General features: G+C 63.8%; 11 protein-coding genes. 7 read left to right on the top strand and 4 right to left on the bottom strand.

The features are described 5' to 3' along the window. Positions 1–47: 47 nt before the first annotated feature. From HNR59_RS17775 to HNR59_RS17765, 3 genes are read right to left on the bottom strand one after another with little or no spacing between them, the layout of a single operon-like run. Positions 48–1,199 (bottom strand): siderophore-interacting protein, encoded by a 1,152-nt coding sequence (locus HNR59_RS17775; RefSeq protein WP_183832374.1) that lies wholly within the window; start codon positions 1,197–1,199, stop codon positions 48–50. After that, positions 1,196–2,014, bottom strand: coding sequence for an ABC transporter ATP-binding protein (locus HNR59_RS17770; RefSeq protein WP_183832373.1), 819 nt, complete (start codon positions 2,012–2,014; stop codon positions 1,196–1,198). Before HNR59_RS17770 ends, HNR59_RS17775 begins: the two co-directional genes overlap by 4 nt. Next, positions 2,011–3,087: a FecCD family ABC transporter permease gene (locus HNR59_RS17765; RefSeq protein ID WP_183832372.1), complete on the bottom strand. Its 1,077-nt coding sequence runs from the start codon at positions 3,085–3,087 to the stop codon at positions 2,011–2,013. The genes HNR59_RS17770 and HNR59_RS17765 overlap by 4 nt, the downstream gene beginning before the upstream one ends. A gap of 43 nt (positions 3,088–3,130) precedes the next feature. On the opposite strand from HNR59_RS17765, the gene HNR59_RS17760 reads away from it, so the two are divergent. The 6 genes from HNR59_RS17760 to HNR59_RS17735 all read left to right on the top strand — a co-directional run bounded on the left by HNR59_RS17760 (position 3,131) and on the right by HNR59_RS17735 (position 10,324). Then, a complete protein-coding gene (locus HNR59_RS17760; RefSeq protein WP_183832371.1) occupies positions 3,131–3,634 on the top strand; it encodes a hypothetical protein in 504 nt (167 codons plus the stop codon). Positions 3,635–3,735: 101 nt separating this feature from the next. Continuing rightward, positions 3,736–4,272 carry a sigma-70 family RNA polymerase sigma factor gene (locus HNR59_RS17755; protein ID WP_183832370.1) on the top strand — a complete coding sequence of 179 codons (537 nt, stop codon included), beginning with the start codon at positions 3,736–3,738 and terminating at the stop codon, positions 4,270–4,272. A 102-nt stretch (positions 4,273–4,374) separates the two neighbouring features. Continuing rightward, positions 4,375–5,364, top strand: a complete 990-nt coding sequence (locus HNR59_RS17750) for a FecR family protein (RefSeq protein ID WP_183832369.1) — start codon at positions 4,375–4,377, stop codon at positions 5,362–5,364. 157 nt (positions 5,365–5,521) lie between these two features. Further along, positions 5,522–8,062, top strand: a complete 2,541-nt coding sequence (locus HNR59_RS17745; RefSeq protein ID WP_183832368.1) for a TonB-dependent siderophore receptor — start codon at positions 5,522–5,524, stop codon at positions 8,060–8,062. Continuing rightward, a complete protein-coding gene (locus tag HNR59_RS17740; RefSeq protein ID WP_183832367.1) occupies positions 8,059–9,207 on the top strand; it encodes an ABC transporter substrate-binding protein in 1,149 nt (382 codons plus the stop codon). The genes HNR59_RS17745 and HNR59_RS17740 overlap by 4 nt, the downstream gene beginning before the upstream one ends. A 25-nt stretch (positions 9,208–9,232) precedes the next feature. Next, positions 9,233–10,324 (top strand): siderophore-interacting protein, encoded by a 1,092-nt coding sequence (locus HNR59_RS17735; RefSeq protein WP_183832366.1) that lies wholly within the window; start codon positions 9,233–9,235, stop codon positions 10,322–10,324. A 151-nt stretch (positions 10,325–10,475) separates the two neighbouring features. On the opposite strand, the gene HNR59_RS20840 is transcribed toward HNR59_RS17735, so the two are convergent. After that, entirely contained in the window at positions 10,476–16,280 is a 5,805-nt protein-coding gene (locus HNR59_RS20840) for a 3-keto-alpha-glucoside-1,2-lyase-like domain-containing protein (RefSeq protein WP_246374821.1), read from the bottom strand. Between the two features lie 333 nt (positions 16,281–16,613). Between HNR59_RS20840 and HNR59_RS17725 the strand changes: the two genes are divergently transcribed. Further along, positions 16,614–17,531 (top strand): LysR family transcriptional regulator, encoded by a 918-nt coding sequence (locus HNR59_RS17725; protein WP_183832365.1) that lies wholly within the window; start codon positions 16,614–16,616, stop codon positions 17,529–17,531. Positions 17,532–17,559 lie beyond the last annotated feature (28 nt).

Raw genomic sequence — 17,559 nt, 5'->3', positions numbered from 1 at the left:
AATGTATGAGAGCCTGTGCGATCGATGCAGACTTTCAGGCCGGAACCTCAGTCTCCCACCGGCAGGCCGAGACGTTTTCCGATCTTCGTGACCACAGTCGAGACGGCGTCCAGACGGCTGGCACCATCCTCGCTGATGCCGCGACGCCAATAGGAGGTGACGAGGTGCTGTTCCTTTCCAAGCTTGAGCACGTTGCGCACATGGGAGCGTATGTCCCTGAAGGCCGAAAATTCGCAACCGGCCCAGACGAACACCCGCTCTTCACCTGCAGGCACCGCCACTGACCGCACCGCATCCGCAAGCAGCGTGGTCGTTCCCGCGGCCGCGCCGTTTCGGTGCAGCCATTTCAGTTCGAAGCCTTGCGGCAGAACGATATCCTGCTCCTCGGCGCTGTCCGCCACTTCGATCAGGGCCACGCCGCGGCTGTCGGGCGACAGGTTCTCAAGGGCGCGCGCGATGGCAGGCAATGCAGTTTCATCGCCTGCCAGAAGATGCCAGCCGGCCTGCCGGATTCCCCGGCCACCCGGACCGACCATTCCGATCAGATCGCCCGGCTTCGCGGCGATCGCCCACGCCGAGCCCGGCCCTTCGTCGCCATGCACAACCAGATCGATGTCGAGCGTTCCTGCTTGCGCATCCACGGAACGGATCGTGTATTTTCGCACCGACGGCTTGCCGGGCCCACCGGGCCAGCGGAAGCTGCCCTGCGCATCGAGAGCCGGCCACTCAGGCTCCACACCTGCCGGAGGCACCAGCAGCTTGCAGTGGATGTTGCCGAGCCCCGAAAACCGGAGCAGATTTTCACCTGCCAGGCGAATGCGCTGCATGTGCGGCGTGATGCGTCTGGTGCTGACCACCCGCATCAGCCGGAAATTGGGTGGCGCCCCGCTTTCGCTTTTGTCTCCGGTCCAGACGATATCGCTCGCCGAAACGCCGGTGAATTCCACGACATGCTCGGCCAGTTCCATCTTGATTTCCTGAAGCAGGCTTCTGTCTGCCGCTTCGGCGCGCAGATGCAGCGATCCTTCCTGCGGCGACAGCACGCCACGGCAGAAATCGAAATCCAGAACCGTCGCTTCTCCCTGCGATGATGCGCGCGCACCATGGCTTTCCAGATGCCCGGCGATATCGGGAATGTAGCGGGCGGCATCGGCGATCGCGACCGTTGCCTCGGCCATCAGTGGAAAATGCCCGTTCATGCTGCGTCTCCGGCTGCTTGTCGCGCCGCGGCGCCATTATCCGTCAGATCCCTGATATCGATGCGCAGCGAGCCGCTGGGAAGCGCCACGACATCGGCGACAACCCCGTATACATCCCTCAACATGACGGGTGTAACGGCATCCGTCGGCCTGCCCTCCACGTAAAGGCCGCCGCCGCTCATCACCACCACCGTATCGGCCCACTCGGCCGCCAGCGCCAGATCGTGCAGCACGATGACGGCGGAGCGCCCCGAGCGGGTGAGTTCCCGCACGGTGCGCATGATGTGGAACTGGTGCCGCAAATCCAGCGCACTGGTCGGCTCGTCGAGCAGCAGCAGTTCAGGATCAGGTGCCAGCGCCTGTGCGAGTCCGGCCATCTGCCTTTGTCCACCGGAAAGGCGATCAAGCGGCTCAAGCGCGAGATGAACAGCGTTCAGCCGTTCCAGAACCGCGACCGCCCTGCGACGCAGCAGCTTTTCGTTTCCCGTCGGCGAGGCCACCTTGAGGGCCGTGACGATGGTTTCCAGAACACTCAGCCCCACTCCGGCCGGCAGCGACTGCGGCATGAAGCCGACATAAGCGGCACGCTGCTGGCGCGACATGGCAAGCAGGTTCTGCCCGTTCAGCCACACCTTGCCGGAGGCCGGCAAAAGGCCGGCGATAGCCCTCAGCAGCGTTGACTTGCCGGCGCCGTTGGGTCCGACCAGCGCGGTGATCCCGCCTGCCTGTATGGGCGAGACGTGCAGGTCGCGGATGATCGCACGGCGGCCGTAGCTCACCGTCAGCCCGCTGATGTGCAGGGACTTATTGCTCATGGACGCCTGCGCCTCCGATGGATCAGGACGAAGAAGATCGGCAGACCGACCAGAGATGTGACGATGCCGACCGGCAGCAGCATGCCCGGCACCAGCGTCTTTGATGCAACGGAGGCGAGCGACATCACCAGCGCCCCGCTGCACAGGCTTGCCGGCAAAAGGAAGCGGTGGTCCTCGCCCACCATCAGGCGGGCGATATGAGGACCGACAAGGCCGATGAAACCGACGGTTCCGACAAAGGCGACAGCGGTGGCTGCAAGCAGGCTGACGCGCAGCAGAGAGAAGAACCGCAGGCGGCCAACGTCGATACCGAAGCTTGCCGCGCGCTCTTCACCAAGCCGAAGCGCCGTCATTTTCCACGACGAGGCGAGCGAAAACGGGAACAGCAGCACCGTGACGAGACCCAGCACCGCCACCGTTTCCCAGCTGGCCGCGCCGAGATTGCCCATGCTCCAGAACACAAGCTGCTGGAGTGCGTCGGCCGAAGCCATGAACTGCACCAGCGCCACCAGCGCATTGAAGGTGAAGACCAGCGCGATGCCGAACAGCACGAGCGTCTCGATGCCACCGCCACCGCGCGCCAGATACTGGAGCAGCAGCACCGAGCCGAGCGCGAAGACGAAGGCATTGCCGGCGATGATCATGTGCGGCGGAACGAAGGGAAGCCCGAGGCCGAGAATGATGGCAAGCGATGCGCCCAGCGATGCGGCGGAGGAGACACCCAATGTGAAAGGACTGGCCAGCGGATTGTCGAGAACGGTCTGCATCTCCGCGCCGGCCAGAGACAACGCCGCCCCCACCAGCACCGCCATCATGGCGATGGGCAGCCGCACGTTCCAGAAGATCACCTCCATGGCGCGGGTGGTGTCGGGATGCCCGGTGACGACTTTCCAGAGCTCGCTCAATCCCATGCCCGAAGGACCGGTGGTCATGTCGAGCATGATCGCCAGAAGGGTCATGACCGCCATGAGTGCCACCAGAAACCCGCGTCGCCGCATGAGGCGGGCATGAACTTCCAGTACCTGCCTGCCGCCGTCGGTGCTGACGGGCTCCAGCGCGCCGGGTGCTGTCATCGGATACCGCCGGTCACCGGCGCGCAGGATGCGGCCGGCACGCTTGAAAGAGACACGGGAATGCGGATCATGGAACAACCTTCCGGGCGCTGCATGCTGCCTGTTTTACTCCGGGCAGGAACATGAGCGAACCTTCGGAAGCAACCCGGATGTGGACGGCTGCAACCCTAACCATAGAGCCATCGCCTTCTGCAATGGCCAATTTTGCCCGGGCAGCGCTCGATTCATTTCCGGCCAGCCTGCTGAAACCGGCGAAAATGGCTTCGCAGCGGGTTTGACGCATCGAATACATCATGAAGCCCGCCCTATCAGCTGTGGTTCAGCTTCAGCAACATCACATGCTGTTTCCCGCAAGGCCATGTTCCATAGCAATTGCTCTTTCGGGCGTTCTCCGGCGGACCGCGTGATGTCGACTTTCAGCACTTTGAACCGTCATTTTGTTGCTGTTCGGCAACTGGGGGTGAAAAATGGAACAGACTGCGCGCGGCATGCAGAAACACTGAAGGACAGCGGTGTCTGCCGTGAACCCAATAAAATCAAGCACTAAACCTGAGTTTCAGGAACAGGTTTTATGCAAGACCCTGCAACCACACAGTCACTCGCCATTGCGCCAGTTTGCCGGCTCCTTTAGGTCTGCCGGATCATTGTGTGTTTTCCGGCAAGGCTGGCGTGGAAAAGCTCGACCTCAAGCGATTGATGGCCGCCTTCGTGAAGATGCGGCCGCGCCTCGAAGCGGCGGCACTCGCCCGCGTTCGTTCCGCGGCCACGGCCGAGGATCTCGTTCAGGACACATGGGTGAAGCTCGAAAAGGCACGCACCGCTGCGGCGATAGACAACCCGGCCGGCTTTGTCGCCCAGGTGGCGCGCAATACCGTCAGCGACCATCTGCGCAAGGAACGGCGCCGGTCGGAGATCGACCGCGAGGTTTCCGGCCTCCTGTGGGAGGGCATCGACGAGGTGTCGCCCGAACGCACCGTGATCGGCCGCGAAAATCTCGATGCCGTGCGGGCCGCGCTCGACGAGTTGCCGGAGAAGACGCGCCGCATCTTCCTCATGAACCGCATCGACGGCATTCCTCACCGGCGCATTGCCGAGCAGATGGGGATCACCGATGAGGCGGTCTACTACCATGTGCGCCGTGCGCTGGAACGGCTGGCGCGGCTGCGCGACGATTTCGCCGGCTGATTCTTTTGCAGATCTGTTTAGGCAAAGCCTATCCTTGCGCGTCAACTTGGGTAGAAGCGTACAGTCAGTACGTTGGGATCCGGCAACCTTCGCTATCGGCACATGGACGAGGCAGACAAAAACGCTGACGACGACCGGGGGGCCGCTCTCGATGCCCGCGACTGGATCGTGCGGCTCACCTCCGGCAATGTCAGCGATGCGGAGCTAACCCGCTTCAAGGCCTGGCGCGAGCGTTCGCCGCAGCACCGGCTGGCCTTCGAGCGCGAGCGCGCCTTCTGGCAGCAATTGCAGGGGCTGGAGGAGCCACGGGGCGACGTCCTGCCGTTCAGGCCGCCGCGCCGGACAGCCATCAGCCGCCGCGCTGTGCTGGCCGGCGGCGGGGCAGCAGCGGCGGCAGGCCTCGCCATCGTGGCGCTTCCGCGCATGGAGCTTTGGTGGAACGCCGATTTCACCACCGGCGTCGGCGACCGGGCTGAGGTGAACCTGCCGGACGGCTCCATCGCCGTCCTCAACACAGACAGCGCCATCGCCGTGGACTTCAGCCCGCAGATGCGGCTGGTGAAGCTGCTCCGGGGCGAAGCCGAGTTCCAGGTCAGACGCGACGAGGGCTCCCTGTTCCGGGTTGCGGCGCTCGGCGGCAACAGCGATGCGCTGGGCACCACCTTCACCGTCAGCGCCCTCGACGGCATGGCGACCGTCACCGTCAGCGAGGGGCGTGTGCTTGTGTCGGGGCCGGCAGCGGCTCAAGACAGGGCGGAGGCGGCCCCACGCCGCGTCGAGCTCGGCGCCAGCGAGCAGACGGCCTATGCCGAGGGCGGCGCGCCGCAGCCGGTGGTGGCGGTCGACACGGAAACCGTGCTTGCCTGGCGGTCCGGCAGGGTGATTTTCGAGGGGCGGCCTTTCGCCAGCGCCGTGGCCGAACTGGCGCGCTATATGCCGGAGCGGATCGTGATGCGGCCGGGCGTCGACGGCAACGTGCCGGTCAGCGCCATCTTCTCCACCAGCGAGGCGTTCGCGGCCATGCAGGCGCTGGCCCGGACACAGGGCCTCACCGTGCGCCGCATTCCGCGCGTCATGGTGCTGATCTCCTGACGGGAGTTTTCCTCCAAAAAAACTTCATCTCCGTCTTTAGGCAAAGCAGCGTTTCACCCGTCATAGGGGTGAAGGGTTCAGGCAAAGAACCACCCACACCCTTCGGCGGACCTTGTGAAAGGTCTTTTTCTGAAAACGAAGGGTTTGGGATTCGATCATGACGTACGGGGTAGGGAAGAGGGGTTTCCAGGCGGGGCGCGGCGGGTTTCTGCGCCACCTTCTGGTGGGAACGGCACTGTGCGTGGTCGCATTGCCCCCGGTTGCGGCGGTCGCGCCGGCAGCCGCGCAGACGGCAGGCACGCATGATTTCAACATTCCAGGACAGCCGCTCGGCCAGGCGCTGCGGGCGCTTGCAGGGCAGAGCGGGCTGCAGATCGCCTACCGCACGGCGATCGCCTCCGGCACCACGGCCCCGGCCGTGCGCGGCACAATGACCAGCGAGCAGGCGCTGGCGCGGCTGCTGGCGACATCGGGCCTGCGCTATGCCTTCACCAGCGCCAATGCGGTGACCATTCACGATCCCGCCGCCGCTGCAGCGGGCGCACGCACGAACCCCGACGGCTCCGTGGTTCTGGACACGGTCAATGTCGAGGGCCAGGCCGAAACCGCATTGGGTCCGGTCGGCGGCATCGTGGCTCGACGCTCGGCCACCGCCTCAAAGACCGATGCCGCCCTCATCGAGACGCCGCAATCCATTTCGGTGGTGTCGCGCGAGCAGATGGACCGCCAGAGCGCCACCACGGTTTCGGAATCGCTGCGCTACACGCCGGGCGTGCTGACCGGAACCGCGGGCCTGCAGAGCAAGCGCTTCGACCCGGTGTTCATCCGCGGCTTCGGCGGCTTTTCAGCCGCCGCGACCTATGCGACCTATCTCGACGGCCTGAAATGGCACCATGGCCCGCGCACCTCGATCCAGGTCGATCCCTATCTGCTGGAGCGGGTGGAGACATTTCGTGGTCCGTCCTCGGTTCTCTACGGACAGGCGACGCCGGGCGGCTTCGTCAACATGGTGTCGAAGCAGCCGTCGGACGTCGCCCGCAACGAGGTCTTTACCTCGGTGGGCAGCTACGGCAGGGTCGAGGGCGGCTTCGACTTCACCGGCCCGCTCAACGAGGATGCGACGCTGCTCTACCGGCTGACCGGGATGGGACGGGTCGGCGAAACCCAGATCGACTTTCAGGACGACGAGCGGGTGCTGATCGCGCCGTCGCTGACATGGGCGCCGGATGCGGACACCTCGCTGACCGTTCATGCGCTCTACCAGCATGATCCGCGCACTTCGGACGCGGCGTTCCTGCCGCCGGTCGGCACCGTGCTGCCGGGCCCCTATGGCCAGATTCCGCGTCATTTCTTTCAGGGCGACCCCAACTACAACCGCTTCGAGCGCACGCAGGCCTATATCGGCTACCAGTTCGAGCACAGCTTCGACGAGACCTGGACGGTGCGCCAGAACCTGCGCTACGCCTACATGGAAGACGACATCAAGAGCGTGAACTATCTGAGCCTTGCCGCCGACGGCAGGACGATCAACCGCAACGCCGCCTATTCGGTGCATGAGGACCGCAGCTTCTCGGTCGACAATCAGGTTCAGGCGAAGTTCGCCACCGGCGCCCTCGACCACACGCTGCTCGCCGGGCTGGACTATCAGCGCTATCGCAACAAGTTCAACTATGGTCAGGGTGCGGCAGGGTCGATCGACTGGACCAACCCGGTCTACGGCATTCCGATCACGCCTGTCACGCTCACCTTCGACCGCAAGGAGCCGCTCGATCAGGTCGGCCTCTATGTGCAGGACCAGATTTCCTACGACAACTGGCGCCTGTGGCTGAGCGGCCGCCACGACTGGGCAAAATCGAAGTCGCAGATCACCAACATGGTCACGGGTGCCAATGGCGGCAGGTCCGAAGCCGACAGCAACGCCTTCACCGGCCGCATCGGGCTGGTTCACCTGTTCGACAACGGTCTGGCGCCTTATGTCAGCTACTCGACCTCCTTCGAGCCGGCGCTCGGCATGGATTATCATCAGAACGCCCTGAAGCCGATGAAGGGAAGGCAGTTCGAGGCCGGGCTGAAGTTTGAGCCGCAAGGCTATGACGCCTCGCTCACCCTGTCCGCCTTTCACATCGCCAAGAACAACGTGACCGCCACCGACCCGGACATCAGCCATGTCTGCCCGGGCCTGCCGCAGAACCGGTGCATCACGCAAAACGGCGAGGTGGTGTCGAAGGGCTTCGAGGCCGAGGCCCGCGCCAGCATTCTGGACGGGCTGGACCTCATTGCCGCCTACAGCTTCACCGATGTCGAGATCACCGAAAGCGACAATGCCGCACTCATCGGCAAGCGGCCGGTGGGCGTGGCCGAGCACATGGCTTCGCTGTGGGCGTCCTATACCTTCGGCAGCGGCACGTTGGAGGGGCTCAACCTCGGCGGCGGCGTTCGCCATATCGGCCCCTCCTTCGGCACCGACACCAATGAATGGATCGCCGGGCTGCCCTCGAAGGTGCCGGGATACACGCTGGTCGATCTTGCCTTCGGCTATGATTTCGGCAGAAAGAACCCCGGCCTGGAGGGGCTGCGCCTGGACGTGAAGATCAACAACCTGTTCGACAAGAAATATGTCGCGGCCTGCAACGGCTACGGCTCCTGCGTCTATGGCGAAGGCCGCTCGGCGCTGGCGACGATGAGATATCGCTGGTGAGTGTACGCGCCGGCCTTCACTGGCTGTTTGCCGCGGCGTTGCTGGTGCTGGCATCGGCACCGCCCGCCACCGCCACCGCCACCGCCACCGCCACCGGGATCAGCATAACCGATCAGGCCGGCCGCAAGGTCAAGCTGTCGGAACCGGCGCGGCGCATCGTGCTCTCGGAAGGCTCGGACATGATCGGGCTGGCCCTGATCGATCCGCAGCCCGTCGCCCGGGTGGTGGCGTGGAACCCCGCGCGCATAGACGCCGACACCATGGCATCCTTCCGCGCCACCGCCCCGGCCATTGACGCCATTGCGGTGCTGAAGGGCACATGGGCCGGTGGCTTCCCGGTCGAGCGTGTCATCGCGCTTGAGCCCGATCTCGTGCTGCTGCATCCCTATTATGCCAACGACCGCTCGGTCGTCGACAAGCTGGAGGCAGCCGGCATCGCGGTCGCCATCATCGACATCGCGCCGCAGATCCGTGCGGCCGATCCGCTGGAAGGACTGAGGTTGCTGGCGCAACTCACGGGAAACAGCGAGCGGGCGGCCGGCTTCTTCGCCTTCTATGAGGCGCATGTCGAAAAGATCCGGTCGCGGCTTGCCGCCGCCGGTCCCGCAAGGCGGCCGCGCGTGCTGCTGGAGGCCCACGCAGGCAAAGGCGGCTGCTGCGCCTCGACGGGCAAGAGCGTGGGCATCGGCGATCTGATCGAGTTCGCCGGGGGCCACAATATCGGGGCCGAGGTGATACCCGGCACCATCGGGGAACTCAGCGCCGAATATGTGCTGCAGGCCGATCCCGATGTCTATATCGGCACCGGCGGCGCCTATCTGGAAGCGAGCGGCGGACTGGTGCTTGGCACCGGCCGCGCCCCCGAACAGGCGCTCGCCTCGCTGCAGGCGGTCGTGCTGCGGCCGGTGGTCCGCGACCTGCGGGCCGTGGCGGAGGGCCGCGCGCACGGGGTGTGGATGCCGCTGAACGGGGCGCTGAACATCGTCGTCATCGACGCCTTCGCGCGCTGGATCCATCCCGATCTGTTCCACGACATAGATCCGGCCAGCACGCTCGACGAGATCAACCGGCGCTTTTCAGCGCTGCCGATTGCGGGCACCTACTGGATCAGCCTCGACGCCGGCGGTCAGCCGCCGCAGCAATAGTCACAGTTGCCTGAACGGAGTTTTCATGAGCGGTTTTGTCGCCGAGGCGCGTATCAGACTGGACGATCCGGGGGCCATCATCGGCCCGGTGTGCGAACACCTGAAGGAGCACGGGGCCGAGATCACGCTGAGCGGCGACACCTGGGTGGTGGCCATGGACATGGCGACCAGCAGCTTCCGGCAGGAGGACGACAGCATCGTCGTGCGCGCCGAGGCCGCCGACCTGCAATCGCTCTATTTCATCAAGATGGGCATCGCCTCGCACATCATCGAATTCGCCGGCGACGAGACGCCTGAAATCGCGTGGACGGGCGATGGCACGCAGCTTGCCGCGCCGCCCAATTTCGACGTACTGGAGGTTGTGGCCGTGCGCGACGTCACCCCGCACATGCGCCGCATCACGCTCGCCGGCGACAATCTCGCCCGGTTCGACACCTTGCAGGCGCTGCACCTGCGCGTCATCATCCAGCACCCCGATGCCGTTGCCCCGCAATGGCCGAGCGTGGGCAGCAACGGGCTGGTGCGCTGGCCCGCCGGCACCCACCGGCCACAACTGCGCAAATACACGGTGCGCTCGCTCGATCGGGCGGCCGGGACCATGGATATCGATTTCGTCATCCATGCCGATGCGGGGCCGGGTTCGGCATGGGCGGCGCGCGCCCGCGTGGGCGAGCAGGTCGGCGTCGTCGGCCCGGGCGGCGGCGGACTGAAGCCGGCCGACTGGTATCTGTTCGCCGGCGACGAGACAGCGCTCCCGGCCATCGGGCGCATGCTGGAAACGCTGCCGGACACGGCGCGCGGCGTGGCTCTGATCGAGGTAGCGGACGCGGCTGAGGAGCAGGCGCTGCGCCTGCCTGCCGGCGTTTCGGTCCGCTGGCTGCATCGCGACGGCAGGGCCGCCGGCACGACGACCTTGCTCTATGACGCGGTGCGCGAGACCGCTTTCCCGCAGGACGGCAGCACGGTCTATGCCTGGGCGGCCTGCGAGTTCGAGGCCTTCAGGGCGATCCGAACCTTTCTGCGCAAGGAAAAGGGGCTGGGCAAGGCCGAGCAGCTTGTGGTGTCTTACTGGCGCAGGGGCAAAAGCGAGGACGAAGCGGAGGCCAGCCACGACTGATCCTGTCCGGCCGCCGCACTTTTTGGGCTGCCGCTCACTGGCCTGCAACGACGACTAAGAGCTAAAAAGGAAGGCCTGTTTCTTTCTTCTCAAAGAAAAACCCCGCCGAAAGATCGGCGGGGTTTTTCTTTGTTTATTCTGAAGCTCCGGCTCAGACGAACCTGAAGTCGTCGTTCGACAGAGTGGAGAGCTGAACGCCCTTCAGGGTCAGCGATGTATCGGCATCGATGGTGAACACCGTTGACGAACCGACCTGCTCGGCAGCGGCCATTGCCGCATCGAAGTCGGCGAACACATCGACCGAGAATTCCAGCACATCCGAGCTTGAACCCATGGTGCGGAAGTCGGTGATCGTATCCTTGCCGAAGCCGGCCGCGAACACGAAGACGTCATGACCCGAGCCGCCCGACAGGATGTCGTCGCCCGCGCCGCCTTCGATCCGGTCATTGCCCGAACCACCGTCGATCACATCGTTACCGGCGCCGCCAAGGATCACATCGTCTCCCGAGCCTGCTTCGATCACGTCGTCGCCGTCACCGCCATCGATCCTGTCGTTGCCGGAGCCGCCCTTGATGGCATCGTTGCCGGCGCCACCGTAGATGATGTCGTCGCCCGAACCGCCGTCGAGGTCGTCGTTGCCTTCGCCACCCCACAACGTGTCGTTTCCGGCACCGCCCTTGAGCGTGTCGTTTCCGGCACCGCCGTCGAGCGCATCATCGCCATTGCCGCCGGTGACGACATCGTCACCCGAACCGAACCGCAGCTTTTCGATGTTGACGAAGGTGTCGGTTCCGATCCCGGCTCCAGAGACGCGGCCGGTCGAGAAGTCGACGCTGACGGGGCCGGTCGCAGCCGACACGTCGAGCGTGTCGAAGCCTTCACCGCCGTCGATATAGTCGTCGCCTTCACCGCCGATGAGGACGTCGTTTCCGGCACCGCCGTAGAGCCGGTCGTCGCCGGCACCACCAACGAGGATGTTGTCACGGTCGTCGCCGATAAGCGTGTCGTTGCCCGAACCGCCGATGACGTTCTCGATCGAAACCAGTTCGTCATAACCGGCATCGTCGCCTTCGGCCTCGCCGGCCGACAGGTCGACAGTCACGCCCGCCGTATCGGAGCTGTAGTCGGCAGTATCGATGCCTTCGCCACCATCGAGCAGGTCGTCTCCGGCATCTCCGCGCAGCACATCGTTGCCGGCGCCGCCGAAAAGACGATCATCACCCTCACCGCCGATCAGAAGGTCATTCCCCTCATCGCCGTAGAGCGTGTCGTCACCCGCCTCACCGTAGATGATGTCATTGCCGGCAGCGCCGCGCACTTCATCATCACCGGCTCCGGCATAGACGATGTCGTCGCCGGCCGTACCGGCGATCACGTCATCGCCCGCCGTGCCGAGGATCGGGTCTCCGCCCGGCTGGGTGGTTTCACCAGACAGGTCATAGACGACCACATCGTCGAAGGACACACCGGCGCTGTCCCATGAGAACAGACCGATCGTTCCCTGCGTCTGGGCACGATCCTCGATGGCGTAGGCGAACAGCGCCATGCCGTTCACATACGACTGGATCTTGCCGTCCTTCACCTCGACGCGAAGCTGAAGCTCCTCGCCCACCGTATATTTGGCAGGGAACTGGTTGAGATACTTCTCGACGCCGTCCTTCACCTGGATGAGCTGGAACAGGCTTCCCGCGCCATTGCTGGCCGAACGGTCGTAGTCGCCGTTCGCGTCCAGTTCGAGCTTATAGTAGTTGTTGGCGTCCTGATAATAGAACAGCAGTCCAAGGGCGCCATTGTCCGGCGTCTGGATCGTCGCCTCTACGGCGTAATCCTTCCACAGTTTGGCGGCCTCGTCATTGTAAAGGGCATAGGTGCCCTTGCGCAGGACGTTGACGCCGTCACCCAGCGGGCTCCAGCCCTTCTTCCACGGGTCCGAACTGGAGGCACCGCTCCAGGTGAGCTGGCGGCTCTTGATGTCGGAAAGCTGGACCAGCGCACCGTCGCGCAGCTCCCACTGCGAGGACTTGCCATCCGGACCCACACCGCCCATTTCGCCTTCGTCGACGATGGTCCAGCGCGCGAAATCCTCACCGCCGAAATTCTCGGAGAGCATCACGCGATCCTTCGAGATGGCGTCCACCGTGACCTTGTCGGTCGCGGTTCTGCCGGAAGCGTCGGTCACCGTAAGGGTGAGGGTCTGCTTCACTGCCGAAAGCTCGACTTCCGCCTTCTCGCCGGTTGCCACGATGTTGCCGTCGGCATCGGTCCATACATAGCTGACGATCTCACCGAGACCGTAGCTGCCTTCACCATCCAGCTCCACCACGACCTTGCCGTCGCCATCCAGGTCGATCGGACGCAGCTTGTCGCCGGCATGGGCCGTCAGCGCCACCTTGTTGACGGTGACATTGTCGAACTGCGAGCTGCGCTGGTTGTTGGAGTAGAAGCCGACGGTTCCGGCCGCCAGCGGCGACGGGTCGACGACTTCGCCAAACAGGCTGCTGTTGTCGAGGAACACGCTGATCTGGTCATCGACCACCACGACCTTGATCTGGAAGTCACGGCTCCATGGCGTGCCGCCATTCTCGCGGGCAAGCACGGTTTCTGTACCGTTCTGGACCTTGATCAGCGAGCGGGTATTGGTCTCTGCGTCAAGCACAACGCGATAGTGGTTGCTGGCGTCGGTGTAGTAGAAGACGACACCGATCCCGTCATTGTCTGTGGCATGCAGCGTGGCCTCGTAAACATAATCGGACCAGTTCTGCGAACCCTGCCCGGCCCACACCAGAATATTGTCGGCGGAGTCGGACTGCTGGTAGAGGCGTCCTTCAGGAGCGGCCTGTCCTTCTTCCGCATCGACGCGGGAGTGAACCGTGCCCTTGACGACAAAATTGCCGATGCTCGTGCCGAGCTGTGAAGGCACCAGCGAAGCATTCCCCCAGACATCCGGGAAGTCCGGCTTGCTGAAATCGATCTGCACCGAATAAGGCGTGGGCTGCTCGTCCAGAATGCCATCGGCGGTGACGCCGCCCAGCGCCGCTACCTCGGCATCGCTCAGCACCTTGTCGGTGAACAGGAAGCTCGACACATATGCCGGAGAGGTCTCGCCGTTCTCGTCGGCAAACAGCAGAATACCCTTGGAGAGGTCGATGGCATAGCGCCCGGCATTGCTGCCGCTCATCACCGTATCGCCAACCTTCACACCGTCGATATACTTGTTGATCACGACGCTGCCGGCATTCTCCGTAATCGTGAAGACCACCCGCTGCCAGACATCATATTTGAAACTGCCCTCGTAATCGGAGTTGATGCCGATGCCGCCGGTGCTGCCGCTCTTGCGCAGGAACAGTTCCGCGTCGCTGCCGTTGGTCGGATCCGTCTGCAGGAAAGAGAACCAGTTTCCGCCGGTCGACGGGACCAGCAGGTCATAGGCCAGAGTGTAGGACTTGACGACCGTACCGGCCGGCACCGAAGCAGCCGGCTGCAGCAGCAGCCCCTGCGTGGCGGTCAGGCCCGGAACATAGGTCACGTCGGCACCGTCGCCGCTGCCGACGGCAGGCTGCGGCAGGGCCGGGATCGCGAAATCGGCGACCGAGTCATAAGTAACCTGCTGGCCACCAAGAACCGTCAGGACGCCATTGCCGATGGTCGGCTCCTGCGCTGTGGCGGCATTGAAATCGAACTGAACCGAATTGTCGCTCGGCGCCGTCGAGACGATACCGCCAGCCTTCGCGCCACCCAGCGAGGCAACCTCGGCTGCGGTGAACACGTGATCGGTCACGAGCACGCTGGAGATGTAGGCGTTGTTGGTTTCGCCGTCATTGTCGGCAAGCAGCGTGAGCCCCTTGGAGGGGTCGAGTTCATAGCGTGCGGCGCCGCTGGCGGAAAGCGTCTGGCTGCCGGCGAGCGCACCGTCGATATATTTGCCGATGGTGACGGAACCGTCCGCATTCTTCACGAAGGTGAAGGCAACGCGGTGCCAAGCATCATAGGTGAAGCTGCCCTGATAGTTCTGCATCGTGCCGATGCCGGCAGACGAACCGCTCTTTCGAATGAACATCTCGGCGTCGGCATCGCTCGCACCGCCGTCGATCTGCAGCAGACCGGTATAGTTGCTGCCGCCGCTGTAGGCCGGAACATACAGGTCGAGAACGATCGAATAGGAGCCGAGCGTCGACTGGCCTTCGGCAAGCTGGAACGCAGGCGCGACCCTGATGCCCTGACTGGCAGTCGCCTTCGGAACGAACGCGAAATCATCCGCAATGACGGCTGCCGTCTGGCCGGCAGGAAGGCCGGGAATGCCGTAATCCGAGGGGGCGCCGGTGCTGACATTCACGGCCTGACCGGGAAGACCCCAGCCTTCGGCAGCGCCGTCATTGAAGTTATCGACGAGAAGCGTGTTTCCGTTGGAGACGACAACGCGCACCTGATCCGCGGAAACGCGACCGGCGCTGTCGGTAACGGTGAGCGTGAAGGCGTGCTGGCCGGCATCCAGTTCAAGCGAAGGCGTGGCGCCAATGGCCACGACGTTGTCGTCCTCATCGGTCCAGACATAGCTCAGATCATCGTCATCGGCGGGGTTGAGGGTGAGGTTGCCCTCAAGCGTAACAAGGGCCTTTTCCTCGCCTTCCTGCGCCGAAACGAACTGATCGTTGCCGGCCTTGGCGATCGCGGGCACCTCCGGCGGGCCAAGATAGACACCGGTGATGGTTTCCTGATGGCCGCGATAGGGGCCGGTCAGGCCATCACGGTCGAGTTCCCCGTCGCCACGGACGCTGTCCATGTAATCGTCGAGCGCCGCGAAGTAGGTCGAGGTGTAGATCGAGCCGGTTTCAGGGTCGATGGTCAGCAGGCGGATGGCACCATTGCCGCCGGCGCTGCCGCTGGCCTGCCCGGCATTGCCCGTGATCTCGGTTGAAACGCCGTTCTGATAGTTCACCATCATCTGGTAAACCGGATTGCCGAACTGATCGTACGAAACCAGCGTCTCGGCGCCGTCACCGAAGATGTGACCGGAGAAGGTGAACGTCACGTTCGGATATTTCTGCACGAGCTGGCGATACATGGTCTCGCCGTCGCTGGCCGCCTCTTTCGAGTTGCCGAGGCCGTAATCGTAGCCGGTTCCCTCATCATAGAGCGGCGCGCCGGTGGCGTCGTGACGGCCGGCCCAGGTCATGTAGGAGTGGTTGGTGAGGATGACACGGTGATCGAGGTGATCCTCGATCACTTCGCCGGCCCAGCGCAGCACATCTGCGCGCGCACCGAACTCCAGGTTCAGCACCATCCACTTGGTTCCGTCCGGAGCGGTGAAGGTCGAGTAGGTGTTGTTGGAAAGCGTCGGCTCCTGATCGTAGGCCCCGCCGAAATGCTCGCCATTGGCGGCCTTCAGATCCTCGATGGAGAAGTAGCTGTTGATGCGGCTGGAATCGAAGTTGCCCGAAACGCCGTCATGGTTGCCCAGCGTCAGGCCGTAAGGGATCTCGCCGTCGAGAATGCTCAGCGCCTCCTTTGCGTATCCCCAGTGGGTGGTGCTGTTTTCGGTGGTGATGTCGCCAACATGGGTGACGAACTGGATGCCGAGGCTGTCCTTGTTGTCGACCAGCCACTGCGTCATGGTCTTGAACGTGCCGACGCGCGAGGCATTCGTATAGTCCTGCGTGTCGGGCAGCACGGCGATCGTATAGGCGTTCTCACCGGCGACGCGGACGCGCACATTGTCGGTAACGCTGTGACCGGAGGCGTCGGTGGCGGTGATCTTCAGGTCGGTGTGGCCAAGCGCGTCGGTGTAATCGATAACGAGCTTGCCATCTTCGATGACGACATCGGCGATGCCCGGATCGCTGCTGCTCACCGTATAGGTAAGGCCAGAGCCGGAAAACACGGTCGACAGATCGATGACGCGGTCTTCCGCCCCCCGCTTGGCAATATAGTCGAGGATACGATTGCTGATCACAGCCATGGGAACTCTCCTGGGGTTGTTGCAGTCAGCCACGAGGAACGCGAGCGTCCGACGTGGTTTAAAATTCGTTGTCAGCGGTAAGCAGCCAACATGACAGATCGTTGAAAGCGGCCAGTGCGGCGCCATCTAAAATTGCCATACCCAGCATTGGCATCGATCAGCCAATTATCCGGCTAACCATTTGAATTTGATGCAGGACCTGCCACCGTCACCTTGTCACAAATTCGCAGCATACGGAGGCTAGGGAGACGCATTGTCCTGCCAGCAGCAGTTGCCCGGCGGTACCGGATACGTTTCTGGCGGACCCTGAAACAAGCCGGCAGAGTCTGGACCATGGCACCCGTCACACAATTGCGTGCATTTCATTTCGTGGCGACATCGGGTGGCTACTCGCAGGCGGCGCGCGAGATGGCGGTGAGCCAGTCAACGCTTTCCGGGCAGGTCCGCCAGCTCGAAGCGATCTCCGGCGTCACGCTGTTCGAGAGGGGCCCGCGGGGTGTCAGCCTCACTCCCGATGGCGAAGCGCTCTATAAAGTCACCTCGCGCCTTTTTTCGGCCCTCTCGGAAGCCGGCACCATGCTCAAGAGCCGCCGGGTCGAGGGAGGTCGATTGCGGGTGGCGGCCGATGGCACCGCCCACACACTTCCCATTCTGGGCGAGCTGCGAAGGCGGCGGCCGAGGCTCACCTTTTCCATTCAGGTTGAGAATTCAGACAGTGTGATCGAGCAGATCATCCAGTACCGCGTCGATGTCGGCATCACCGCCCAGCTTCCGAAGGATGCCCGCCTCCACAGCCAGCCGCTCACCAGCATGAAGGTGGGCGTGTTCCTGCCCAAAGACCATCCATGGGTTCCGCGCGGATCCGTCAGCATCGGAGATCTGGAGGGACAGCCTTTCGTGCTGCGTGAACGCGGCTCGCGCACGCGTGAGGTGCTGGAACAGAATCTTACCGAGCACGGCGTGACGCTGGGCGACGTAATCGAGGTGTCGACCAGAGAAGGCGTGCGCGATGCGGTCGCCGCCGGCTTTGGGGTCGGCGCGATTGCGGATCTCGAATTCGGCAATGATCCGCGCCTGCATTTCCTGCCGCTTCAGGACGCACGTTTCCCCATCAACGAATATGTGGTCTGCCTGGACGAGCGGCGGCGGCTGCCGATGATCGCGGAATTCTTTCGCTGCGCTCTGGACTCGTTTCAGTCTCCGGCCCAGTTTCCGGCGCAATCCCCTGCACCCGCACCCGCTGCCGGCTGAAAACGCCGTTTCATGAACAGGGAGGCTT

The sequence above is a fragment of the Aquamicrobium lusatiense genome (assembly GCF_014201615.1).
Taxonomy (GTDB): domain Bacteria; phylum Pseudomonadota; class Alphaproteobacteria; order Rhizobiales; family Rhizobiaceae; genus Mesorhizobium; species Mesorhizobium lusatiense.
This window is presented reverse-complemented; position numbering and strand designations above follow the sequence as displayed.

Bases quoted from the DNA above. Each gene is read 5' to 3' on its own strand.
- HNR59_RS17775 (WP_183832374.1), bottom strand. From the start codon at position 1,199: ATGAACGGGCATTTTCCACTGATGGCCGAGGCAACGGTCGCGATCGCC.
- HNR59_RS17770 (WP_183832373.1), bottom strand. From the start codon at position 2,014: ATGAGCAATAAGTCCCTGCACATCAGCGGGCTGACGGTGAGCTACGGC.
- HNR59_RS17765 (WP_183832372.1), bottom strand. From the start codon at position 3,087: ATGACAGCACCCGGCGCGCTGGAGCCCGTCAGCACCGACGGCGGCAGG.
- HNR59_RS17750 (WP_183832369.1), top strand. From the start codon at position 4,375: ATGGACGAGGCAGACAAAAACGCTGACGACGACCGGGGGGCCGCTCTC.
- HNR59_RS17745 (WP_183832368.1), top strand. From the start codon at position 5,522: ATGACGTACGGGGTAGGGAAGAGGGGTTTCCAGGCGGGGCGCGGCGGG.
- HNR59_RS17735 (WP_183832366.1), top strand. From the start codon at position 9,233: ATGAGCGGTTTTGTCGCCGAGGCGCGTATCAGACTGGACGATCCGGGG.
- HNR59_RS20840 (WP_246374821.1), bottom strand. From the start codon at position 16,280: ATGGCTGTGATCAGCAATCGTATCCTCGACTATATTGCCAAGCGGGGG.
- HNR59_RS17725 (WP_183832365.1), top strand. From the start codon at position 16,614: ATGGCACCCGTCACACAATTGCGTGCATTTCATTTCGTGGCGACATCG.